The organism is Candidatus Zixiibacteriota bacterium (assembly GCA_036397555.1).
Classification (GTDB): domain Bacteria; phylum Zixibacteria; class MSB-5A5; order WJJR01; family WJJR01; genus DATKYL01.
On the sequence record DASWIS010000003.1, the window covers coordinates 1 to 25,075 of the forward strand.

Annotated in this window: 16 protein-coding genes; 10 read left to right on the forward strand and 6 right to left on the reverse strand. The window is 60.0% G+C overall.

From position 1 onward, the window contains the following. The 3 genes from VGB22_00970 to VGB22_00980 form a co-directional block, all read left to right on the forward strand. Positions 1-3,390: hypothetical protein (locus VGB22_00970; GenBank protein HEX9749847.1), on the forward strand; the 3,390-nt coding region annotated here is incomplete at its 5' end. Positions 3,391-3,465: 75 nt separating this feature from the next. Beyond that, positions 3,466-3,993 (forward strand): hypothetical protein, encoded by a 528-nt coding sequence (locus VGB22_00975; GenBank protein ID HEX9749848.1) that lies wholly within the window; start codon positions 3,466-3,468, stop codon positions 3,991-3,993. Positions 3,994-4,187: 194 nt separating this feature from the next. Beyond that, positions 4,188-4,649 carry an isoprenylcysteine carboxylmethyltransferase family protein gene (locus VGB22_00980; GenBank protein HEX9749849.1) on the forward strand — a complete coding sequence of 154 codons (462 nt, stop codon included), beginning with the start codon at positions 4,188-4,190 and terminating at the stop codon, positions 4,647-4,649. A gap of 134 nt (positions 4,650-4,783) precedes the next feature. On the opposite strand, the gene VGB22_00985 is transcribed toward VGB22_00980, so the two are convergent. Both VGB22_00985 and VGB22_00990 read right to left on the reverse strand, forming a co-directional pair. Continuing rightward, positions 4,784-7,771, reverse strand: coding sequence for a M4 family metallopeptidase (locus VGB22_00985; GenBank protein HEX9749850.1), 2,988 nt, complete (start codon positions 7,769-7,771; stop codon positions 4,784-4,786). A 417-nt stretch (positions 7,772-8,188) separates the two neighbouring features. After that, positions 8,189-9,709, reverse strand: a complete 1,521-nt coding sequence (locus VGB22_00990) for a carboxypeptidase M32 (protein HEX9749851.1) — start codon at positions 9,707-9,709, stop codon at positions 8,189-8,191. A 299-nt stretch (positions 9,710-10,008) separates the two neighbouring features. Between VGB22_00990 and VGB22_00995 the strand changes: the two genes are divergently transcribed. Continuing rightward, entirely contained in the window at positions 10,009-10,620 is a 612-nt protein-coding gene (locus VGB22_00995) for a DUF1579 domain-containing protein (GenBank protein HEX9749852.1), read from the forward strand. A gap of 122 nt (positions 10,621-10,742) precedes the next feature. Here the strand turns inward: VGB22_00995 and VGB22_01000 are convergent, their stop codons facing one another. From VGB22_01000 to VGB22_01010, 3 genes are all read right to left on the reverse strand, one after another. Beyond that, positions 10,743-11,138, reverse strand: a complete 396-nt coding sequence (locus VGB22_01000; protein ID HEX9749853.1) for a DUF2784 family protein — start codon at positions 11,136-11,138, stop codon at positions 10,743-10,745. A gap of 209 nt (positions 11,139-11,347) precedes the next feature. Continuing rightward, complete coding sequence (locus VGB22_01005; protein ID HEX9749854.1) at positions 11,348-13,072, reverse strand: NAD-dependent malic enzyme; 1,725 nt, start codon at positions 13,070-13,072, stop codon at positions 11,348-11,350. 457 nt (positions 13,073-13,529) lie between these two features. Then, complete coding sequence (locus VGB22_01010) at positions 13,530-16,100, reverse strand: hypothetical protein (GenBank protein ID HEX9749855.1); 2,571 nt, start codon at positions 16,098-16,100, stop codon at positions 13,530-13,532. Between the two features lie 623 nt (positions 16,101-16,723). Here VGB22_01010 and VGB22_01015 point away from each other — a divergent pair. From VGB22_01015 to VGB22_01030, 4 genes are all read left to right on the forward strand, one after another. Then, positions 16,724-18,694, forward strand: coding sequence for a protein kinase (locus VGB22_01015; GenBank protein HEX9749856.1), 1,971 nt, complete (start codon positions 16,724-16,726; stop codon positions 18,692-18,694). Between the two features lie 326 nt (positions 18,695-19,020). After that, the gene (locus VGB22_01020) at positions 19,021-20,355 is read left to right on the forward strand and encodes an efflux RND transporter periplasmic adaptor subunit (protein HEX9749857.1); all 1,335 of its coding nucleotides are present in this window, start codon (positions 19,021-19,023) and stop codon (positions 20,353-20,355) included. After that, positions 20,355-21,575: an ABC transporter permease gene (locus VGB22_01025; GenBank protein ID HEX9749858.1), complete on the forward strand. Its 1,221-nt coding sequence runs from the start codon at positions 20,355-20,357 to the stop codon at positions 21,573-21,575. Before VGB22_01020 ends, VGB22_01025 begins: the two co-directional genes overlap by 1 nt. 103 nt (positions 21,576-21,678) lie before the next feature. Then, positions 21,679-22,398: a methyltransferase domain-containing protein gene (locus VGB22_01030; GenBank protein ID HEX9749859.1), complete on the forward strand. Its 720-nt coding sequence runs from the start codon at positions 21,679-21,681 to the stop codon at positions 22,396-22,398. 77 nt (positions 22,399-22,475) lie between these two features. On the opposite strand, the gene VGB22_01035 is transcribed toward VGB22_01030, so the two are convergent. Continuing rightward, positions 22,476-23,906, reverse strand: coding sequence for a hypothetical protein (locus tag VGB22_01035; protein HEX9749860.1), 1,431 nt, complete (start codon positions 23,904-23,906; stop codon positions 22,476-22,478). Between the two features lie 219 nt (positions 23,907-24,125). Here VGB22_01035 and VGB22_01040 point away from each other — a divergent pair, with 219 nt between their 5' ends. After that, a complete protein-coding gene (locus VGB22_01040) occupies positions 24,126-24,401 on the forward strand; it encodes a hypothetical protein (protein ID HEX9749861.1) in 276 nt (91 codons plus the stop codon). Beyond that, positions 24,398-25,075: glutamate--tRNA ligase family protein (locus VGB22_01045; protein ID HEX9749862.1), on the forward strand; the 678-nt coding region annotated here is incomplete at its 3' end. The genes VGB22_01040 and VGB22_01045, both read left to right, overlap by 4 nt.

Below are 25,075 nucleotides of genomic sequence, written 5' to 3' on the forward strand. Positions count from 1 at the left end.
GACAGCATCACATTCTGTGTGACGGCCGATTTTCCGTTTAACGCGTACATTCTCGACTTTACTCTGTACGATCCCAATGATCCGGAGGGATGCAGTAGTCCCGACATCGGCGTTGTGGCCGTCGGCGCCGGCGACGAATGCGACACGGTCTACGTCTGGGTCGTCATTGGGCCGGGTCAGGGCGGCAGCACGCTGGCACTGTTTGTCGGGCACCAGCAATTTGAAGGCGCCCCCTGCTCAAGTCCCGGACAGTATGGTGCGACCATGATCCTCGGCGACAGTCCTACGACGGTCGACGACATCTTCGAGTCAGTCGCCGAGATCTGTCTGATCGTCGATCCGGACAATCCCTGTCTGGAGCCGGTGCCGCCGACTAATCTGGACGGTCCAACGCGGGTGCGCCGTGATGCGCCGCCGTACACGACCGGCGAGCCCATCCCGATCGAGATCGTTCAGCTTGAGCTGCGCAGCATCCATCCGATCCTGGGGCCGATCAACGTGTCGCAGAGCATGACGATGCCGTCATTGGGGCAGATCGACGGCGTGGTCGCCGATCCTGGCGGCAATTTCCAGTTCGCCAATAACAGTTTCTTTGATGTGTTCGTGGAAGTGGAGATTGAACTGGTCTCGCTGCAGTTGGTCAGCATCGATCCCATCCGCGTGGAATCCGGGCCGATCAGCGGCACACTGCCGCCCTATGGCACGACGTTTCGTACCCCGCCGAGCCACCCGCCGGTGCCGCTGTACCGCAAGGGCGCGACGGCCGAAGAGGGACCGATAGCGTGGATCTGCTATGTTTTCCACACGCCGACCGAGCCGGCCGAGTGCGAGTGTATTTATCAGTTGACCTGCATCAGCGGGCCGGCCGGTGAACAAGCCCGGTTGGGGGTCTGTGTCGGGGATGTGCGCGCCGGCTCGATGTGCACCTGCGTGAACGGAACGTGCGCGACGTCGTTTAACACGCAGGTCGGCAACGTCTGTATGCAGTGGACCTGGACCGGGGAATGTGTCCCCAACGCGTTGCGCGATGTCCCGGGGACTGCGGGCGGCTGCCCGTGTTCGCCGGGTCCGACCATGGCGACCTCCCTGACGTGCCCGGGCGATCTATCGTGTCCGGGCAGCCCGACGTGCCCGGGTTCGCCGTCGTGCATCGGCGCGTCCACGTGCGAGGGGTCGTATACGTGCATCGGCGGATCGACCTGCGCGGCCATCGAAACCTGCCATTCGGTCACTTGTACTGCGGAGAACACGTGCGCCGGGAGCGATGCGACCTGTTCGGGGAACCCCAGTTGCGATTACTATCCGAGTTGTGCCGGTACGACGACGTGCAGCGAAGCGTACACGTGCATCGGCTCTCCCACCTGCCGTGGCGGGGAAACATGCCACGAAGGGTACGGGTGTGAACCGCCGCCGACCTACCAGGGACCGGAGTGCGGCGATCCCACCAGCGCCGGTTATCCGTCGTGCCACGGCACATCGACGTGCGCCGGTTCCTACACCTGCATCGATGCGAGTTGCGCGGCGATCCAGACGTGTCAGTCGGTGACCTGCACCGCTGAGGCGACATGTTACGGATCCTCGGCCACATGTTCGCCCAACTACACATGCCAGTATTATCCTTCGTGCCAGGGAACTGCGACCTGCGGCGCCGGAAACTCCACGTGCATCGGTTCTGAGACTTGCCAAGGCACGTCGACGTGCGACGGCACGCCGACCTGCCCGTCGGAGCCGACAATCGACGGCAGCGCGACATGTGTGCTGACCTCGTGCTTCGGTCCCAGCTGCGTTCCCGGATTGTGTCCGAACACTCCGACGGTGAACGGCAACGTCAGTTGCGTGCCCTTTGGGGATTGCCCCACCTCGATCGCCATGCCCAGTTGTGTGGGGGCGCTCTGCCCCACGGTCGAGGGATCATACACCTGTGGGATTCTCTCGTGCGTGACCACCGATGCCGGTCCGAGCTGTCCGGGTGGGCCGATCTGCCCGACATCGCCGGGATGGTCGACCTGCTTCCCGTATGATTCGACCTGTATCCTGCCGACGATGTTCGGGTTCCATACCTGTCCGGCGTGGAGCTGCCCAACGTACTTCGGTGCCTTCAGTTGCGTCGGTGATCCGGCGTGTCATATCACCAGCTCGGGCTGGGCGAGTTGCGCAGGAACGCCGACCTGCGCGATCATGGATTGTCCGCCGCCGACGGTCCCGGGTGGACCGACGTGTCTGGATGCGGCCAGTTGCGCCCCGAACAACACGTGCGGCCCGCTCGGCCTCACTTGCAACGGCTGGGCTACCTGTCCGCCGAATGCATCCTGTCAGGCGGCGACCTGTCCGCAGTTCGGCACCTGTCCGGGCACGGGAACCTGTCCGGGTACCGCGACGTGTCTGGGCGGACACACATGCACCGGTAATGCGACGTGCGGATTGTCGATCACCTGCACCGGCGTGGCCACTTGTGATCGCACGGCCACGTGCGATCTGACGCCCACCTGCGGCGGCTGGCCGACCTGCAACGGGGTGCCGACCTGCGATGACGGGACCCTCACTTGCGGCGGTACCCCAAGCTGTCAGGGCACCTCGACATGTCCCGGAGCCGTGACCTGCGGTGAATCGCTGACGTGCGACGGTTCTCCGACGTGCACATTCAGTCCGACCTGCGATGGCTGGCCGACGTGCCAACCGCCACCGGATGACACGCCCGACTGCATGAAGCTGGTGCTCGACAGTCTTGACTATGCGTGGATCGAATCGTACTTCGGCATCCCGCTGGGTGACGACACGACCGAGGCGTTCGAGTTCGACAACTGGCATCAACCGGTGTCGCCGCTTCTGATCTGGGATGAAATCCACTGGCTGCAGCAGGGCGAATTCGTCCTGACCGAGTGGCGCCGTCCCGATGCCGATTCCGGTCTCGTCGATACGGAGTATGTCCGCATCCTCTACTATGTCAGCGTCGAGGACTACCGCGACATCAACGGCGACACCGAGGTCTCATTGGGCGATTACCTGCTGTTGAAGTTCCTCGGTCCGCTGAAGCTCGGCGAGACGGTTTGGTATCGTGTCGATCGCATCGGACTGTCGCAGCCGGACGACTCGGTGTGGATCAACATCATCAAACCGGCGATCCCGCCGCCTTTGGCGCTGTGCGCCTGCGACTGCTTCGGCAATCCGCAGTGCGATTTGGTGATTGTCGACGTGTTCGATGTCGTGCTCGCGGTCGATGTGGCGTTCCGTGCCGGCGCGCCGATCATCGATCCGAACCCGGCGTGCCCGCGTGAGGACACCGACGTGACTTGCGACAACGTGACCAATGTCTTCGACGTGGTGCTCTTCGTCGATGTCGCGTTCCGCAGCGGTGATCCGAACGTGTTGTTCTGCGATCCGTGTCTATGATCGTCTGATACGACATATCGTCGACACAACCGGGGCGTCCCATTCAAGGGACGCCCCGGTTACATAGAAGGCAACATGACGGTTGTTTCGAAGTCCTTCTGGAGCTTTCGACGCGCACATCGGGATGAGAGTCGACCCGACAACACAGTCCCGCGTTCGGACTCCGAGCGCAGACTGCTGCTACGGCTGTACTACGGAGGATTCGCCGTGGCGATCTTTGCCGTAGCTCTGCAGATGGGAGGAGTGCGGGGAGGATTTCTGACGAACTACCTCGCCGATATCGCCGGACCGATTTGGTTGTATGGGGCGCTCCGTTTGCGTGCGACGCTTCTCAACCGCATCTACAAACCGACACCGTCACCCGTGTTCACCGCTCTATTTGTCTTTCTCGTCGGAACGGTGTGGGAGATCTGTCAGGCATTCGATCTTAGCGGGACAATACTGGCAATTACACGCGGCCGTTTTGATCCGTTTGATATCGTGGCGTACGGCGTCAGTCTGGCCGCGTGCGTTGCGGTTGACGGTTACGTGCGGATGCGCTCGCAAACGGCGACGGTCGGACATGAACCAGTTCCGGCTGTGAGAGAAAATCGGATGCCCTGAATGTTGCGCGAAATCGGTGAGACATCCCATAGCAGGACCAGCAGTCTCCGGGCGACCGACATGGTGCAGGGTGGCGCGGTGCGCTGATTGAGGTGAGTTACGAAATTCCTGGTGTCGATCCCGTATTGGGGACCAAAGGCTTGTCCGCCTCCGGCGGACGGGCAGGGCCACCGTGCGGAGAGGTAACTCACGCCATGCTCTATTTCAAGAATCTGCTCTTCGTACTCGCGGTCCCGGGATCGGTGGCCGTCTACGTCCCGCTGTGGATCACACGCGGGCAGAGCGTCCAGCCAGGCGCGTGGCTCGCTGTCGCCTGCTGTCTTTTCGCCGCAGGCGGCTCAGTTCTGCTCTGGAGTGTGGGGGCGTTCGCCGTATTCGGGCGCGCGACACCGGCGCCGATTGATGCACCCAAGCGGCTGGTCGTGCGCGGGCTATATCGATACGCGCGCAACCCGATGTATGTCGGCGTGCTGACGATCATCGCGGGGTGGGTTGTGTTGTATCAGACGCGGTCGATTCTGATCTATTGGGCGACCGTCGCCGTTGCATTTCATCTCTTTGTCATACTGTATGAAGAGCCGCATTTGCGCGGCGCATTTGGTGCTGAGTACACCGACTACTGTAAACGTGTGGGGCGCTGGTTGCCGCGCGGGTGACGGTAGTGCTGATCGAGTCACGTCCACTTTCTTTATGTGGCTAAAGTGGGCGGTTTGTCGGTTAGGGTGAGTTAGGCAAGCCCTGACCAAAGACAAAAGCGGTCAGGGCCACTTGGCCGCTCCAAAGCATGTTATCATTTCAATAGAACCATCTGCCTAGTTTGCCTCTGACCTTCGACATTTATCGTGAGAAAATAAACGCCACTTGGTAGCATTTCGCCATGTTCCGACAATGCTGTCCATTCCAACTGGTACGTCCCTGGATTCTTCTGCTCATCCACGAGCGTTGCGACGTGGCGACCCAGGATGTCATGAACTGTTAGTTGAACACGTGCCCACACCGCCACGTCGAATGGTACGACCGTGGCGGCATTGAACGGATTCGGATAGTTTTGGCGGAGGGAAAATTGCCGCGGAATCGCCGGAGACGATTGATCATCCTCAACACCCAGCGCGAGATTAGCGCCGAACCACAACGGTCTTTGGGCGCTATTCAAGTATATGTCCAGAGGCCCCGAAACCTGTAAAAGGGACTCGTCCAACGGCGCCTGCCAGATGATCGGCATGCCTGACGGGTCAATCCACTGAAATGCCAATGCTCGCCCATCCGGAGCAAAACGAGGGAATCCAAGATTGGGATCGCCCCATGGGTCGCAACCGTTCAGCAGCACTGTTTCCATCTGCCCGGTATAGATGTTTACGGCCATAATATCATTCGTGCAGAAGAGCTCGTCAAAGTAGTCGAAGGCAAACACAACACTGCTGCTTTGCGCGAACTCCGGGTTTCCGATGTTGACTCCGAATGGTTGGGGCGGAAAAAGTCGAATGATCGTCCCTGTTGATGCATCGAGTGCGTTTAGCTCCCAATATTCCTGATTCACACCTCCAGAGAGCTGGACGGAGTTCAAGGCATCATACAGCAGCACGCTTCCCGAGGGGTCCCAATCCATGACGTCGGCGTAAAGGGTAGTATAGGCGTTCAACCCACTCTGCGTTGTTGGGCTATAGAGGTGCACTACCCCACTGTTTTCTTCGTCGAGAAGATCGATAATCCAGATCAAACTGTCCGCTTCGCGGGCGGTGAGCGCTACCTTGGTGAAGTCGGGCGATACGGCGAGCGACCACCAGTCGACATCCGAGGGGATCTCTGTTTCTCCCGATCCATCGGGTGCCACAAGCCGTAGGTTAAAGGCCTCAGTCACATACATCAAAACCGCGTCGGCCGCGTACCCTACATCGAGAGGTTTCCCGCTCAGGGCATTGAGTTTGGTGGCTGTAATCGGAACGATATCTTCGGGGCCCGAGATGACGGGCCGCGCCTTCCAAAGGGACCAGTCAGTGGCAATGAAGGCGATCCAATCCTGTCCCATGGGATAAGCCGGGGGCGGAGGCGGTGGCAACCCTCCGCAGTCTGTGAGGATGCCCACTGCATCAAACGCCGCCTCGACTGCGTCCACTTCAGATGATGGGTTGCCGAAGAGGTCCGTCGATGACTGGATTGCGGCAGCGCGCATGTCGCAGAAATTGGACTGCTGATTGAGGTAGCGCTGCGATTGAATGCGATAGTAAATCTGCCCAAGTTTCTCTCGTCCTATGGCATTCCCAATGAGGTAGGCCGCTTTGTTTGGAATCCCGCTGTTGACATGCACGCCCCCATTGTCGATTTCCAACGGAAGTGACACATATTCTCCCATGTTGGCTGGCTGCCATCCGGGATCGCCGAAGCTTGCGCCGCCGTTATGGGGATCTGCCATATTACGCAGCGCTCCTGATGGATTTCCCACTGTAATGTCCTCACCAATCAACCAATCGGCATCGTCCACAAGTGCTCCATATACGTCCGAAAACGATTCATTGAGAGCACCTGATTCAAACTTGTATTCAAGTTTCACAGTGTGCTCGTTGACGCCATGTGCCATTTCATGCGCCGCGACATCCAACGCTTTCGCAAGAGGTCCGAAAGTTACTCCACCGTCGCCGTAAACCATGAACACTCCATTCCAGAAGGCGTTATCCATCGGCTGTGAATTCTGCGTGGCGTGTACAACGGAGGTAACTCTGCTTCCATTTCCATCGATTGCGAGACGACCATGGTCGTTCAGAAAATACTCGAACGTCAGCCCCATGTTGTAGTGGGCTGAGACGGTTGTGGGGTCGGACCAAGTGTTGTTTACGGATGTAACATGAAACAACGGTCCATGCCCCAGATCAACCCCGGATAGGTTGACGGTGACCAATGCGCCCTGCGGATTTCCGATAGGATCTAGCTGCATGGACGGCCACATTGGGCGGGACGCGTCGATCATATAGTATTGAGACGGACCCTGATAAAGATTGAGCGTACGGTTCACGCCGAAGAGATCGATACCGCTACCAGTCACGGGGCCATCCGCCTGCGCGTTATTGTATTTCTCAAGAACCTCTCCAGTTTGCGCATCGACGAAGTAATACCACCATTGGGATATGTTTGGCCGGATTTCCACATGCCACACCAGCCGTGGATCATCGCTTTCGTACAGGCTCCAGATGTAGAGTGTCGCAATTGGGTTTTCGTAGTTGAGAAGCAATGTTATAGGCGGAGAGAATGCCTCGATCTCGACCAAGCTGGCCAAGTCGCGCATTGCGATTCCTACCGCGGCCTCAGCGGCCATTGACGGCGTAACCGTTCCTATCTGTTTCGGCGTCGGGGAATAACGCGCGTTCAGACAGTACAGATCTCCTTTTTGATTATAGTGGGCGACCAAGTTGTTCGCCCAATAGGGGACACCAAGATACTGTTGCTCCAATACAACATGATACATACCGAGCTTGTCCGGAATGGTCTCCTTGACGATCAATTCTTCCTCTGGGTCATCAATTTTGAAAATCTCACGATTTGCTGCGAGGAATTGGATCGTTCTGTCCTCTATCGACGTCGCTCTCTGCTGATTCGGCGCTGGCTGCGAAAGCCCCGCGCCAGTGACATATGAGGGCGTGCCATTGCTCTCATTCCAGCGAACATGCCATCCTGTACGTGGGTCTGGCGATCCGACAACGCCTTTCACTTGTGAAGGCTGGGGCAGCGGTAGCGACCAAAGCGCGCTGGCTGGAAGGACGGTTTGTGATGCGGCCTTCGTGGGCATTGTCCACCCGATTGCCTTCAATTGGTGACGCACTGCGCGGGCCAACTCCACAGCTTGGGTTCGTGCGACAGCGCGGCTTCCTGCGGGCGCTATGCGGGCTTTGGATTGATCCGACTTGCTTTTGACGTTTGCGCTCGCGTAAGAGTAAACAAGCGATAGAATGACGGCGCAATGAATCGCACAGATGAGTCGTCTTCGCGTATTCATCGTGATTTTCTCCCGATTGCTCAACTAACACTAAAGCGATTAGCTGTGTCAATCATCTTGACAGAGTCTCACGGATTTCCGGTTCATGGTTTTCAATCCTGCAATCGCGCGAAGGTCGCACCCTTCCCTCTCCATTAAAAGGGAGAGGGTGAGATCGCAAGATGTCTACTGGCGTGATGAATCACGCCCCTACGGGCGGTGGTGAGCCAATCACGCAAAGCTATACAACTTCCCGAACTTTTCGGTCATGTAGGCGAGCAGGGCTTCGTGGCTGAGTGGTTTGCCGGTGACGCGCTGGACCAGTTCGTCGGCGCGGTAGCGCTGGCCGTGGTGGTGGATGTTGTCGTTGAGCCATTTCTTCAGCGGCGCGAACTCGCCACGGCGAAACATCGCGTACATATCGCCCACATCTTTCTTCGCCTGCGCGAAGAACTGTGCCGAGTAGAGATTGCCCAACGTGTAGGTCGGGAAGTAGCCGATCAGGCCGGCGCTCCAGTGGACATCCTGCAGGCAGCCGTCGGAATCCTTCGAGGGTGTGATGCCAAAGTAGGATGTGAACTTCTCGTTCCAGACAGCGGGGACATCGTCGACCGTCAGATCGCCGGAGAAGATCGCGCGCTCCATTTCGAATCGCAGCATGATGTGCAGATTGTAGGTCGCTTCGTCGGACTCGGTGCGGATGAACGACGGACGGACATCGTTGATCGCGAAATAGAAGGCATCGAGCGAGACATTGCCCAACGCTTCGGGGAAATGCTTCTGCGCGGTGGGATAGAAATACTCCCAGAAGGCGCGCGAACGGCCGACCTGGTTTTCCCACATGCGCGACTGCGATTCGTGGATGCCCAGCGAGATCGCATCGCCCAGCGGATTGCCGAATTCCTGGCGATTGAGCCCCTGATCGTAGATGCCGTGCCCGGACTCATGCAGGATGCCGAAGAATGAGCCGGTGAAATTGGTTTCGTGGTAACGCGTCGTGATGCGCGTGTCGCCGGGACCGATGCCGGTGCAGAACGGATGCACCGTGACATCGAGCCGTCCGCGCTCGAAGTCGAAGCCGATCGCTTTGGCGGCGAGGCGTCCGAAGTCTTCCTGTTTGTCGACCGGGTAGCGGCGATCGAGAATGCCGACATCGGGCTTGCGTTGGGAGTTTTTGATCTTGTCGAGCAGCTTGACCAATTCGACGCGGAGAGGCGTGAACGCCGCCTCGATTGCCTTGACCGTGGCGCCCGGCTCGAAATCGTCGAGCAGCGCATCGTAGGGATCGTCTTCGTATCCGACGGCCTCGGCTTCCTGCTTTTTGAGGCCGATCATTTTGGTGAGCCACGGCTTGAAGATCGAATAGTCCGACTGTTTGCGTGCCTTGGCCCAGGCGGTCTCGCCCAATGATGCGCACTTCGTAATTTCCTCGACCAATGACTGCGGGATCTTGGTGGCGCGATCGTAGGCGCGGCCGATCTCGCGGACGATTGCCGCCTCGGGGCTGTAATTGCCGTTGCCGAGCCCGTCGGCACGCAGCGCCTCCAGCAGTTCGCCGATGCGCGGATCGACGAGGCGCTTGTGGGTCAGTCCGGCCAGGTACCCCGACTGCTCGGCACGAAACTCGGCGCCACCGGGGGGCATATGAGTGCGTTCGTCCCAGCCCAAGAGCGCCCCGCAGGTGCCGAGGATCGAAATCTCTCGCGAGATTTTTTTGAGTTGGTCGAGTGATTCCTGTGCTTTCGGTGTCATCGGAGCGACTCCTTGGAAAAGTCAGATCGAGCGTATTCGGATGGGCGATTGGACGCGTTCGCCCATCTTCTTTTGGTCCTGTAAGTTACGCTCTCCCAATGGATCCGGTCAAGCCGGTCGGATCATTTTGTTGGCGATCGCCACCAGAGGTCTTGACTATCGAAGTCCGATTATGCATATCCGGGCGTCTTCCCGGTCTGACACGACCCAATTTTCTTCTGATATGACACCATCGCAGGGTATAGAATTCGGTTAAGAAGGGTAATGGTCTGGTAGATGAACATCGAAAGGAGACAAAGATGTTGCAACGCAAGCTAATCGCCGGAGCGATCGTGTTCGCGCTGGCGATAGGAAGTGCCGTGCCCGTGGTGGCCCAGCAGGAGGGCGAGCCGAGCGCCGCGGACATGGAAAAAATGATGGCCGAGTATGCCAAGTTCTACACGCCCGGCGATCACCACAAGCACATGGCGAAGATGGTCGGGTCTTGGGATGTCGCCGGCAAGTTCTGGATGGGCCCCGGCGAGCCGATGATGTCGACCGGGACGGCCGTGTTCAAGTCGATGTACAACGGGTTGTACATCACGCAGGATTACACCTCGGAGATGATGGGCCGGGAGTTCGTCGGCCATGGCGTCATGGCCTACGACATTTTCGCGGAGAAGCATGCCAGCACGTGGATCGACAACCTGAGCAGCGGCATCTACAAGAGCGAGGGCACCTGCGCGGCGGACGGCAAGAGCATGACCTCGACCGGCACCTTCGATGATCCAATGTCCGGAGTGAAAGGCAAGAAGGTGAAGGAAGTGGTCACTGTCATCAGCGACGACAGCTTTACTTTCGCGATGTTCAATGTCATGCCTGATGGCACCGATGAGAAGTCGATGGAGTTGACTTACACGCGCAAGAAGTAATCACACTTCGACTCAGAGAGTTCTAATGCAACGGGGAGCGTCGGCTGACGCTCCCCGTTTTTGTTGCTGATGCCCGCACGGTCCGCCTGGGGCCGCGGGAACGGGGCTTGGGCGTCTAAGCGTCAATTTTCGACCGTCGCAGTGCGGCGAACGGGTTTGTGCCAGGGTGGGTAAAGGACATAGACGACGACGCAATACATCGCCACGACCGCAGTGACGATGGAGAGAATCCACGGCGCCACGTCGAGATACAGCGTTGCGCGGATTGCCCGAACCAGAAACCCCTCGGCCTCGCCGGGGGCGCGCTGATCGGCCGCCCACTCCCAATCGGTAATCGGGCAGATGCCGTCGCTCCAGAGCGGAACTGTCGCTGTGGCCAACAGCCCGATCAGGTGCGCGGTTCGAAACACGGGCATCCGCCAGAGGCGGGGCTTGCGGTACGCCAGGACGGCGAGGAAGACTCCCAGAATCATCCAGACGACCCAGGCGGTGTGAACGATGAGCCAGAGGGTCAACATTTCAACCGCGCGTATTGATCTCTCATTCGCTACGACACGATACACCGTACGAACCGATGGTTCAATCGGTTCGGATCATTAATGACGTCGTCAATCGGAAGGCGGATCAATGCGATCCGCCGACCGGAGTACTGCATTCCCCATTGAGGCATGCACGCGCCGCTTGCAGAACCGGCTCACAGCTCCTGCCGCCAAGCGAAACAGCGCGCTCAGAAACGCGGCGGTGACTGTTCGGCAGCGGAAGGTTGCGGATAGTCGGGGTACCACATCGATTCTGCGATCAACCGATCGATCGCATCATCGGGTATGGCGCGGCCCAATGCCAAATCACGCGCCTTGCGAATGACGGCGGCGGCGACCCGGGCGCTGACCGCGCGCAATTCGTTGACGCTGGGATATACCCCTCCGCGTTCAAGCATGGGGGGGGTCACGGAATCGGCCAACGCGTGGGCCGCGGCTAGAAACATCTCATCGCGCACTTCCCGGGCCTCACTGAGGATGCAACCCAGGCCGACTCCCGGAAAGACGAAGACATTATTCCCCTGGCTGACTTCGTGCACGCGCCCTCCGAAGGAGACCGGTTCGAACGGACTGCCCGTGGCAATCAGCGCGCGTCCGTCGGTCCAGCGCAGCGCCTCCGCGGGCGTGCATTCTGTCAGCGCGGTCGGATTGCTGAGAGGGAAGATGATCGGACGATCGACATGTTTGGTCATCTCTCGAACGACGGATTCCGAAAACAGTCCCGCAATCGTCGAGGTGCCGATCAAGACGGTCGGCTTAACCTTCGCCACGACGGTCAGCAAATCAAATGGACCGCTGTCTGCGAAACCGTACGCGGCCATGACGTCGCCGGTCATCGCCACCTGCTGTTTGTAGGGCTCGCTGATCTGCGCGCGCTCGTGAACCAGTCCGCGGCTGTCGACGTAAACCAGCGAGCGACGGACGCTGTCCTCATTGCCTCCCGACTCCAGCATCGCCGCCCGGACCAGCCGTCCGATTCCCACTCCGGCCGCGCCTGTTCCGGCGAAGACAATCCGCTGCTCCGACAGCCGCCCGTGGGTGATTCTCAACGCGGAAAGCAGGCCGGCTACGGCCACCGCCGCGGTGCCCTGGATGTCGTCGTTAAAGCTTGGGATCCGGCTCCGATAACGGTCGAGAATCGAAAGCGCATGCTCCTTCTTGAAATCCTCCCATTGAATGAGCGCGCGCGGACTTGTTTGGCGGACGCCCTCGACGAACCGCTCGATGAATTCGACATACGCGTCGCCCATCAGGCGGCGTTTGGGAAATCCGAGGTAGTAGGGGTCTTCCAGCAACGCCGAGTTGTTGGTTCCGATGTCCAGACTGATGGGCAGACAGTTGGATGGGTGAATGCCCGCGGCCGCGCAGTAGAGTGCCACCTTGCCGCACGGTATGCCGATTCCACCGGCGCCCTGGTCCCCCAGGCCGAGGATTCGTTCATTGTCTGTGACGACAATCAGACGTGTTTCGTTTTCGGCCGCGTTCACGAGGATTTCCGGGATGCGGTCGATGTCATCGGGGGTAATCCAGACTCCGCTCGGCCGTCTGAAGATGTGGCTGAACTGCTGACACGCTTTGCCGACGGTCGGCGTGTAAACGATCGGCATCAATTCCGGAAGGTTTTCGACCAGCACGCGATAGAAGAGTGTTTCATTGCGGTCCTTGAGCGCGAGCAAGCCGATGAATTTTTCGAGGTCCTTCTGCTTCGCGCGAACATGTTCCAACTCCAGCGCCACTTGCTCTGCGATCGGCCGCACGCGGTACGGCAGCAGCCCCAACAAATCGAATTGTCTGCGCTCCGGACATGTAAAAGCCGTGCCCCTGTTGTATCGTGCGGAATCAAGCAATTGACGTCCCGTCAGCCGTGCGCCGCCGACTCTTTTGGGCTCGGGAGACTTCACTGTCGTGGACATACAACCTCCGGTCTCTGATGCCGCTCCCCGGTCATCGTCTCGAATCCGACACGCAACACTCTCAGGTGGGATTTGGACAGTGCGCGAAGCATCTCAACTCCTCCGCCATGAGGTACCACAGGAATCTATCGACAAAGTTCTCCCTCGCAAGCCGCCGGCGTCAGAAAGTGTCAGCCGTGCCCGGGAATCTGTCATGTCATGCGACGTGGGCGTTGAGCCGGTGATCCGGGAGACGGTTTTGATGATTTTGACAGTTCTCGTGGTGCGCTAGCGCCGCCATCCGGCGATTTGGGGCTACACGACCCCGCAGTGCCTCTCGGCAAAAGCCGCGATCAGACCACTCTCAGTGGATGGGGGACAATTTCCAAGGTCCCACGGGCTGCGAATGCACAGCCCGTGGCGTTACTCGGTCAGGCGCGCCCGTTTGCTTCCCGCCGTTGCGCTCGGTATGAGTCGCTCAGGGCAAGCAAGGATTGCAAAACACCGTAGCCGGGTTTGCGGAACGGAACGCGACATCGACGAACTTGACCACATCGAAGACATTGGTCACGGCGTCGCAGGTCACGTCGGTGTCCTCTCGCGGACACGCGGGATTCGGGTCGATGACCGCGGCGCCGGCGCGGAAGGCGACGTCGACTGACTTGACCACATCGAACACGTCGACCACGGTATTGCAGACCGGGTCGGCGAAGCAGTCGCACGCGCAATCGGGGACATCGGCTGCCAGCACATAACTGCCCGACTCCGCCCCAGAGCCGTCGACGACGATGTAGTAGTTGTTCCCTGCGGTCAGTGCCACCGTCAGCGATGTTGCGGGCGCGGCCTTGTTCTGGTTGCAGGGGTCGCTGCTGCAGGCGAAAGGCGCACCCTGTTCGACCGTGTTCTCGTATAGGTAAAGCTGAACGTCGAAGTCCCCGCTGCACAGCGAAATCTCCACCACCTCATCGGCTGATGGAGTGTAGACGAAGACAACATCCGGCGAGCCGGGCGTGCCCGTCTGACACACCTCGTAGTACGTGTCGAAGAATGAACCGGTCTCACCGGCGTAATAGAATGGGATGGACTCGATCGGCGATGCGCCGTCGGCATCCTCGCCCGCGCGCGGCGCTGAGTGGTCGACGTCTTCTTCCACAGTGGCGTTTTCGGTCGGGAACGAGAGCACCGACTGATGCTCCTGGTGCCCATTGACCCCGATCCCGGTCAGATAGTCTCCCGGTTCACCCGTGAGCTTGTACCCAATCAGGTAGGCCCCGCTGTCGGGAGAGCGCACTGTGATGCGATGATCCGGGGTTCCATCCGGCGGGTCGCTGTAATCGGTCAGACTGTCATACTCTCCCTGTGTACCGTATGAATTAAATCCGACACCGATGGAGTCGGACTCGCCTGTTGAATCAGCCGGGCCGATCAGGTAGACCTGCAGCGGGCCGAGCGGGTCGAGTTGCAATCCGGATGTTCTCTGCTCCGTCCCGGATTGGGATCCATGCTTTGGGGGCACGGGATCCGAGTACCCGGTGATGTAAAGCGGGTCCAGCGTCAGCGCTTTGTTGCGGCCCATCTCGGATGTGTTCCCGGCCAGATCGGTCGCCGTTGCGGTGATCAGGGACCACTCAGGCGCCACGACGCCAAGCAGCTCAAACTCGCCCAATCCATCGGCGACTGCAGAACCAAGAAACTCGTAAGCGGGTCCGTGGTGCGACGGATCCTCGATGAGTGTCAAGCTCGGCTGTTTTTGGGCAATGTAGAGTTCGACGGTCGCGGAGGGTTCGGCCGCGCCGAAGATATCAAATGTGTTTGGGGCTACCTGCTCGATCGACGAAATGACCGGATAATTCAGCAGGTCATTGGGACCGGCGTCGGCATCGCCGGGGTCGTTGATCGTGACGCCGTCGTCATCCAGCGCGATGCTCTGTCCGCCGTTTCCGTAGATAAGGTTGCGCGCAATCGTATTCGACTGCGATGTCCCGCCCGAGACCAATACGCCGTGCTCAGGAAAGTTTCGAATCGTCAGATCCTGCACCAGATTGTCCGATGTCGTGATGACGACTCCCGATCCGCTGATCAAGCCGTTCCCGTCCAGGATGAATCCGCTCTCGACTTCAGCGGACTTCTGATTGAATGCCCCAAGCGAACCGAAGATGGCCGTGCCGCCGGTGGCATCGCTGAGCGCTGGAAGAGGCGAATCGAGCATGAGCGTTCCGTCGACTTCGACTCTGATCGTGTCGGGGCCGAACAAGTTGTTGGCAAACTCGATCGCGTCGCGCAGCGATCCCGGACCGTCATCGTCGGTATTGGTGACCGTGATGTTGCTGGTTGGGAGAATGGTGACGATGCCCGCGAAAAAATCGGGGATGTATTCGGTTGTGGGCGCCGTCAGCGAACCCGTCAGGTGGTTGCCCGGATCGGTACACGTGGTATCGACCAGGAACGTGCCGGGCTGTCCGGTGGCCGTAAACTCCAGGCCGAGTGACGGTATCCCCGAGAGCAAATCATCCCCCGGATTCAATTGCTGCGACTCAGAACTGCCGATCGCCACGAACAGGGCCGCATCGGGTGAGTTGTAATCGGCGGGCACCACTCCAGAAAATCCGCCTGCTTGTTCTTCCTTGCACAATCCGTCCTCTGTCGGATGCGTGGAGTTCACGACGAACGAATTCAACCGCGTTGTCAGACGACTTCCCGGCGGCAGAACGTATTCCATAAAGCTGACATACGACCCCGGTGTTTGTGCGCGAAGCACGAGTGGGACGACGATGCCATCGAGCACCATCTCATTGGAGATGAAAATCCCGATGGTGTCCGTCTCCCCCCGACCCACTGACATCGAGGGAATCGTGAATGTCAATTGCAGGTCTCCGGGGGAACCGGTCTGCGATGAACCGCCCGACCCAACGACCCGAGTTGCCGCGTTGTGGTCATCGTTTCCCCCCGTGACGACGGCGGGAATGGCGATCAGCACTGCCAAAAGGAAGCTGAGCAGCAACCATCGACCGACGGTTTGCCCATCCGGATTCGTGCGATGCACGATCATTGACGTTGCCTCACTGCGTTCGTTGTTGGACGAAATCGTGGATTGTCCGTCATGTCGTGACCGGCGACGGATTCCTAATAAGTCTTGCCCAATGGATACCTGACCCAATGCACATTATATACCGCCAACTGCCCAAGTAGCAAGTACGACGTTTCGGCCTCGCCGACGATTCGGAGCGCCGATCCTCATTCCGACGTTTTTGGATGTGGGCTAAGGGATGCCTGCTCCACGCACGTATGCCTCATCGTCGCCCATTCGCTCCGCTCAGGGCAAGCAAGGATTGCAGGAATACAGTCGCCGAATTGCCGGGAGCGGAACGCGACACCGACGAGAAGGGCCGCCTCGGGCTCGTGGGCTCGGAGTGTGCCGATTGCAGTACGACAACTCCAAGCCCTTCCGCCTCACGTGCGCATCCCAGCCGCCCGATCAATCGTCGAGCACTGCGGCATTGTTGTCTGTTCGCAGGCGGCCGATTGACCCGGCCGAGTCGGCGGCCGCGAGGGTTTGGCTCTCTTGTTTTAATGTATATCGGTCGTTAGCGGGCGATACCCGCCGATCTGTCAACTCATACACGCCCAACATAATACCTGCCCTCGATTCCGGCAAGAATGTAAATTGCCCGTGTGACTCCCGAAGAGATCGCGTCCCGCCTGCCCGATCATTTCGAGCTGGGCCATCGCCTCGGCGAAGGGGGGGTGGCATCGGTCTACCGGGTCTTCCATAAGAAGCTGCAGACACACTGGGCGTTGAAAGTTCTCGAGCAGGATCGGATTCCCACGGACATGGATGTGTCTATCGCGTTGCAGGAAGCGCGGATGGCCGCGCAGATCAAACACCCCAATGTCGCGGTCATCCACGATGTCAACGAAACCGACGGTTTCATTTTCATGGAATTGGTCGATGGCCCCACGCTGGGCGGGATGCTGAAGGATGGAATCAACGACTGGGAACAGTGCCTTTCCATCGCCGCCGGCATCATCTCCGGCCTGGCCGAAGCGCACCGGAACGGGATCGTCCACGGCGACATCTCGCCGAATAATGTGCTCATGACCAAGAGTCTCACACCGAAACTCGTGGACTTCGGCTTCGCCCGCCATACCGGCCATGCGTCCGATGTCGTCGGCATCACGCCGGGCTTTGCATCGCCGGAGCATGTCCTGGGTGAGGACCTGGCAACCTCCTCGGATGTGTATTCGATCGCGGCGGTGATCTACCTGATGACGACCGGCGCCCACGCCTACGAGTTTGGCGACGACTTTCCGTATCAGTACGCGATTTTCAGCGGTCCGCCGCGCCCGCCCGCATTCCGTTTTCCGGAAATTCCCAAGACGCTCGAAGCGGTCCTGCTGCGCGCGCTGAGTATGGAGAAATCCGCGCGCTACGAATCCGTCGCCGAAATGGAAGAAGCGTTTCGTTCGGCGGTTCGTCCGACGGGCTGGCACGATCGCGCGAAGTCGCTGTCGCGCGAGGCGCTTGTGCATTACGAACGCGGCATGGAATACTACCGGGGAACATCGAAGGAGGAGATGGAGTGGGCGCAGGACGAGTTTGAAGCGGCGCTGCGTCACGACCCGAAGCTGACACTCGCCCACGTCGGGCTCGCCGATGTGCTCATCTTCTGTTACATGTCGTATTTCGATCGCTCCACCGGGCAACTGGCCAACGCCGAGGAACACTGCCGGCTCGCCCTCGAATTGGATCCCCGATGTTATGAGGCATCCCGATCACTGGGGCGGATTTGCATGAACCGCCGTGACTACCCGGCGGCGCGCGCGCACTTCACGCATACGATCACGCAGGCGCCGGGCTTCCTGCCGGGATACCAGTCCCTAGGCTGGTGCGAAGTCGAGGCGCACGACCTCGACGCCGCAGAGAAAGTCGTGGCGTCGGCCCTCGAGATTGCCGCGAATGACTTGGATCTTCTGCTTTTGCTGACGCGCGTCTATTACTACAAGAAGGAATACGAGAAGAGCATATCCATCAGTGAGGAGGCGATTCGCGCCAATCGCAAGTTCGGGCGCGCCTACTACGAGCGGGCGATGGCGAGCAGGGCCTTGGGGCAATTCGCCAACGCGCGACGCGACTTCAATCGGTCGATGGACTATCACGGGGATCCGAACGCGCCCGTTGACCTGGCGATTCTCGAGTTGTACGACGGCAACTGCAGCTCGGCACTGTCGGTATTGGACCGAAGCCGTGGGGATGACAATTTCGAATTCCTCTCATCGTACTATCGCGGCATTGCCCATCTGTTGTCCGGGGAAACCCCGAAGGCCGGCCAATGCTTCCAACGCGCGCAGGCGCTGTCGATGCAACTGACGGTTGATGACCCGCTGGATCCCTACCCCCGCATTATCGCCAGTATGGCGGCGGCCGCACTCGGTGACCATGACACGGCGGAGGGTATGTTGACGTCGGCTCGCGACCTTGACGGCCGCGATGGGTTGGTGGCATTCTATGGCGCCTGTGCGCTATCGTGGTCGGCGCGCGACCGCGCGTCTGCTCTTCGAGCCGAAGCTTCCGCTCTTCCACGGTCCCCTTCGCCGTTCGAGATGCAACACGACCCCCATTTCGACGGCCGAATCGCGGCGTGAACGCAACCTCCACTCATGCTGTTGCTCCAGCGAAAAACGGTCGCGCTTCCATCCGGCGACGGGGCCAGCTCGACATCGAAATCGACGCTCTCGGCCGCAGCCGTCGACGGCCAACATCCAGAGAACAACTGAGGTCGTCGTCGGCGTAACGAGCGATGACATGGGCGCGCAGGAATCACCGAAACACCAAAGAGGGATGCGAAAAATCTCAGGCCGGCTCGCTGCGGGGGCGGTTATAGGACAGGACATCCGATTATGCCAACCATCCACCGCACTTCGACGTAAAACCTTCACAGCGCTTCACTCCCTGCCGGTGCGCCAGCCCCATGATCCGTACGAGTCAAGCTCAGACCGCAATCCTCGCTGCCATCAGTTTATTGGCGACATTCACACCCGGCTGCGAGAAGCCGGTCGAGGAGCCGGTCTATCGGCAGGTCACGGTCACGGTGCGTGATATCGTAGTCTCGGCCAATGCTGCCGGTGTCGTCGAGCCGATCAAGGTCGTCGAGGTCAAATCCAAGGCATCCGGTGAGATCATCGGCGTCTTTGTGGAGGAGGGAGACGAAGTCCGCGCCGGAGAAATGTTGGTGCGTGTCGATCCGCGTTTTCCGCGAAACGCGGTAACGCAGGCCGAGGCCGACTCGGTCGTGGCCGTGGCCGAACTGGAGAATGCCGAGTCACGGTTGCGCCGCGCCGAGGAGCTCTTCGCCGCACAATCGATCACCGAACAGGAATATGACGATGCGCGTCTGGCGCAGGCGGCCGCCTATGCCGTGTTGGTGCGCGCACAGAGCGCGCTGGAAGACGCCAAGATCGCCTACGAGGAAACCGAAGTCCGCGCGCCGTCGGCGGGGACCATTCTCAGCAAGAATGTCGAGTTGGGCACGGTCATCACGTCGGCCAGCCGCGACATCAGCGGCGGTTCCGTTCTGATGCGCATGGCCAATCTCGATACGGTGCAGGTGCGGGCGCTGGTCAACGAACGCGATATCGGCAAAGCCCGCCCCGGCATGCCGGTGACGATTCAGGTCGAGGCGTATTCGAACCGGACATTCCGCGGCGATGTGCTGCGCATCGGCGCCGAAGCGATCATCGATCAAAATGTCACGATGTTTCCGGCGATCATTCGCATCGCCAACGAAAGCAATCTGCTGCGACCCGGCATGAATGCCGAGGTGGACATTCTTATCGGCTCGATCCACGATGCTCTCACGATTCCCAATGCGGCGCTACGGACACCGGACGATCTCAAAACCATCGCGCCACTCGTCGGGTTGACGGCAGAGATCGTCGAGGAGCAACTCGGCACCGAATCGGGCGGCCGCGCCCGCCACGACGAGGGATCGCGTCCGCAGGGCGGCGATGGGGGACGTTCACCCGAGCAGCATGGCGAAGATGGCGGCGGCGAACGCGCCGACTCGGACCATTCATCTCACTTCGGCGGCACATATGCCGTGCTGACCTTACGCAACGGTCAAGCGCAGGGGGTCACGGTGCACACCGGGCTGACCGACTTCTTGCACGTTGCGGTGCTCGACGGTCTATCGGTTGAGGACACCATCCTGATATTGCCGACCGCCGGGCTGATCGAGTCGCAGCAGAGTTGGCAGGACCGCGCGCGCCAGCGCGCGGGCGGGCCGCTCTCGACCGGAAACCGCTGATGTTGCTGTTCGAAATCGTTCGCATTGCCCTCGCGGCCATCCGCGCCAACAAGTTGCGTTCGATGCTCACGACACTGGGCATGGTGATCGGCGTCGGCGCGGTGATTACGATGGTCGCATTGGGCAACGGCGCCCGCATGGCGGTGCAAGCGCAACTGGATGCGCTGGGTACCGATATCCTCACGATCTACCCGGGGCACAACATCTGGCGCGGCATCGCCCAGGCCGGGATGGCGCCGCTGACGATGGACGACGTCGAGGCGTTGCGCGCGCGCGCCCGCACGCTGAAGGCCGTTGTGCCGTTGATGACCGGCGAACGGCAGGTAAAGTTCGGCGGCGAGAACGCCAACGTCGACATCATGGCCACGACCGCGGATTTTTCTGAGATCACGCGTCTGATCCCGGAGTATGGACGCTTCTTTACCGACCAGGATGACGCCGCCAATCGGCGAGTCGCGATCCTCGGGTGGGAGGTGCCGGGGTATCTGGGCAGCACGGCACTGGATATCGTCGGGCACGAAGTATCGATCGCCGGAGTTCGATTCGAGGTCATCGGAACAACGCAACGCAAGGGCGAGCAGCCCGGGCCGGACCCGGACGAAACGATCTACATTCCGTTCAACACGGGACGGCAGCGCATCTTCGGGCGCGAGTACAGTGACCGTCTGCGTTCTTTGACGGTGCAATTGGTCGCTCCCGACTCGATGAGTATGGCCCTGCTGGATATCGAGACCACGCTGCGCAGCCAACATCATCTGCGTCCCGGTCAGGAAAACGATTTTCGCATCCTCGACCGTTCGGAGTTTCTCGAAGCGCGATCCGAGGCCAATCGAACAATGGGCTTCCTGCTGGCGGGGATTGCGGCGATCAGTCTGATCGTCGGCGGCATCGGCATCATGAACATCATGCTCGTATCGGTGACCGAACGGACGCGTGAAATCGGCGTGCGCAAGGCGCTCGGAGCTACGCGGCGAAGCGTTCTGTTGCAGTTTCTGGCTGAAGCGGTCACGCTGTCGCTGATGGGCGGGTTGATCGGGGTTCTCTTCGGGATCGCCTCATCGCGGGCGATTACACTCCTGCAGGGATGGCAGACGCTCATTTCCATGGAAGCGATCGTCATTGCCGTCGGATTCAGCGCCGCGGTCGGTGTCTTCTTCGGTGTTTGGCCCGCGCGCAAGGCCTCCCGGCTGGATCCGATCGACGCGCTGCGCTACGAGTAAACGGTCCCGGTCGATACCCGATCCAGACAATGGCCGACCGATCACGAGGCCGCAGCGGGAAACGCAACTGTTTTTCCGCCGTCGCACTGACGTCTTTGCGGGCGTGGACCTGCGCGGATCACTGAAGCGGTTCCCGTGGCTGGTGCGCTTCGTGCGCCGCCTCAGACGGGCGCGCAGCGTGCAGTATCGGTTGTATGCTCCTGTCGCCCGGCGCCGCTATCTGCGACGGCATACGACACGCAAGCTTCAACTGGGAACGGGCGGCTCCCACATGCCCGGATGGTTGTCAACCGATCGTGAGCCGATCGACCGCACGATTGTCTATCAGAACGTGACGCGTCGATTCCCGTTTGCCGATGCCACATTCGACTTTGTCTTCAGCGAACATCTGATCGAACATCTGTCCTATCGCCACGGCCGCCATCTGCTGCGGGAGTGCCATCGGGTCATGAAACCCGGTGCAACAATGCGCATTGCCACGCCGGATCTCGAGGTCATACTCGGATTGTGCAGTCCGCAACGGAATGCCATGCAGGACCGGTACATTCGCTGGATAACCGACCGTTACCTGGACGGCACCCGGTACCATCCGACCTTAGTTATCAACAATGCCTTCCGAAACTGGGGGCACCAATTCCTGTACGACGCCGAACTGTTGTCGCGGATTCTGGCCGAGGCCGGGTTTGTCGGGATCAGACGCGTCGGCATCGGTGAATCGGCCGATCCGAATCTGCGCGGTTTGGAATCGCACGGCGCCAACGTCGGCGATGAGGATATCAACCGATTCGAGACGATGGTGTTCGAAGCCGACCGGCCCGGCTGACGCTCCGCCGCCCGGCACGATCCAATCCCAAGCCGACGCTTCGGCTGTTGCCTCTGCCAGCGCGTCCGATCGATCGGCTATGAATGCCACAATTCCATATGGCGCTTGTGGGTCTCCAGATACGCGCCCGGCTGGAAGTGGTGATCGTAGAAACCCAAATCCAGATGATGCGCCTGCAAATACATCAGGTGAAACACCGGCGGCATCGTCGCCGGGAACCTGCCGAAGCGGTCATAGACGAATTGCGCCATCGTGGCGACGCACTCCTTGAATTCTTCATTGTGAAGCTGTGCGCTGGAGCGGACCTTCGGGTTGTCCTTCCACGGTCCGGGGGTTTCGCGGTGGAATGGCCCGCCGGGGCCGAACTTGCGCTGCACGACCGATTCGACCGCCCCGCGCATGTCGCCGAAGTGCGGCGGGCAATGCGCCGCAAAGACGCCGTCGCGTCCGGTGATGTTCGGCAGCGCCCAGCGCTCGTCGGTGTCGAAGCGGAATCCCAGGCCCGGCACATCGGGGTTGCCGCTGGCGCCCAACACCGAGTGCGGATCGACCCCGTCGAACATCCAGCCCCCCAATCCCATCGACTGCAACATCAGCATTCCGGCGTAGCAAGATGTCGCCAGCTCGGCGGTCACTTCGGTGATCGTATAACGGTCGATGAAGCTGAGCGGATACGGATTCTCAATGTCGACGAGACCGGAGAATTTCGTCAGTCCGGCGATCCGTTCGTTGTGGATGTCGTCGTAGATGCAGTAGCCGTTTTGGACGAGGAAACAAAGAATGCCGATACAATGCTGCGCCACGTCGGCCACCGGAAAAACGACCGTCGAGCCGGGACGGTTCACGCACCAGGTATTGTGTCCTTCCATGTAGGGTTCTTCCGGCGGGAGGTTGAGCCGCCCGTCGGACAGCTTCCGTATCCGTCCTCTGTGTGCGCCCAGCCACGCCGCCAGCTCGATCGGCGCACCGTTGCCGTCGACCATCGACGGTGCATCGCGGGTCGGGAAGAAGTAAACGCCGTTGTCGTCGGTGTAAAACAGCTCGCTGGTGTGGAACCCCGCCGCCGAAGGAAATGTCCGGCCTCCAGCCGCCATGGAGTAGTTGGACAGGTGAGGCGCATACTTCTTGTGACGGTAAATCATGTGATGCCAGCCGGTGTTCCCGCCTGTCGCGGTTAACACGAGCATCTGCTCCAGATCGGATAACGGCATGGCGGCTTGCTCGGACCTGTATGCCAGTGGCCCATCGGGAATCTCCGAGCCGACCGAGAACCGTCTGGCACGACGTCCCGCCAGGGCTTCGATCAGTGGGAATCGCACCGCCTCCTCCAGGCCCCTGGGCAGATTCGGTACTTTGTCCAGCAGGAAGCGCCCTCTGGCAGTTGCCTGCGCCCCGGCACTGTTCAGGCCGATGCCCGTCAACAGCGCGCCGGTCCCCAGCATCATCGAGCCGAGCAGCTTGCGACGGGTCATGGAAACCCACGGCGCGGCGAAACTTTTCAATGGCATCGTCGGACCCTCCATTCTCGACCGATTGTCCCGGTCCCCGCTGTGATGATTTGTCTGTGTTGGGATTCTCGCAAGAGGGAATCCCGACCGGCATCGGGAAGGAGCCCATCCCGTGAACACACTTTCCCGCTTGGCAGGGGCACATCTTGACCGCTATCAATACCGACGTCAAATCGTTCCCGTTCGGACAAACTGTCGTTCATAGGTCGGAGGCCTTAGATGAGAAAGCTCGCAGCTATCCTGTATCTCGTAATGACGGCGATTCCGACTGTCGGTAACGCCGACAATGGTTCACTGCCCCGCGAAGAAGTGACAGTCCAGCTCGGTGCTGCGCTGCCCAGCAGTGACCTGTTGAAAAAGAGCGCCGAAACCGGCGTGTACTTCGGCGGCAGCTACCAACACTACCTCACCCCGCGGCTGACCGTCGGATTGCAGGGCGGCTGGAACAAGTTCGGCACAGTCGCAGCAGCCGATACGCCGAGGCGGCATTTGTGACGGAAGACAAACGCAGCGGCCACACCCAGCCGGGTCCCGATTTCATCCGTGCCATCGTGGCCGAGGACACGGCGTCGGGAAAGTACGACGGCCGGGTGGCGACGCGTTTTCCGCCGGAACCCAACGGCTATCTGCACATCGGTCACGCCAAGTCGATCTGCCTGAACTTCGGCGTCGCCGCCGAATTCGGCGGCACGACCAACCTGCGCTTCGACGACACCAACCCGGTCAAGGAAGAGCAGGAATACTTTGAAGCGATCGAAGACGATGTCCGCTGGCTCGGCTTCGACTGGCAGGAGCGTCTCTATCACGCGTCCGACTACTTCGCGCAGCTATATGATTTCGCCGTGGAGTTGATCAAAGACGGCAAGGCGTACGTCGACGATCTCTCGGTCGATCAGATCCGCGAATTTCGCGGGACACTGACTGAGACCGGACGCGAAAGTCCGTACCGCAACCGTTCGGTTGATGAGAATCTCGATTTGTTCGCGCGCATGCGCGCTGGGGAGTTTCCCGATGGTTCACGCGTCCTGCGGGCGAAAATCGACATGGCCTCCGGCAACATCAACATGCGCGACCCGGCGGTCTATCGCATCAAGCACGCCGCGCATCAGCGCACCGGCAATGACTGGTGCATCTATCCGATGTACGACTTCGCGCATTGTCTGTCGGAT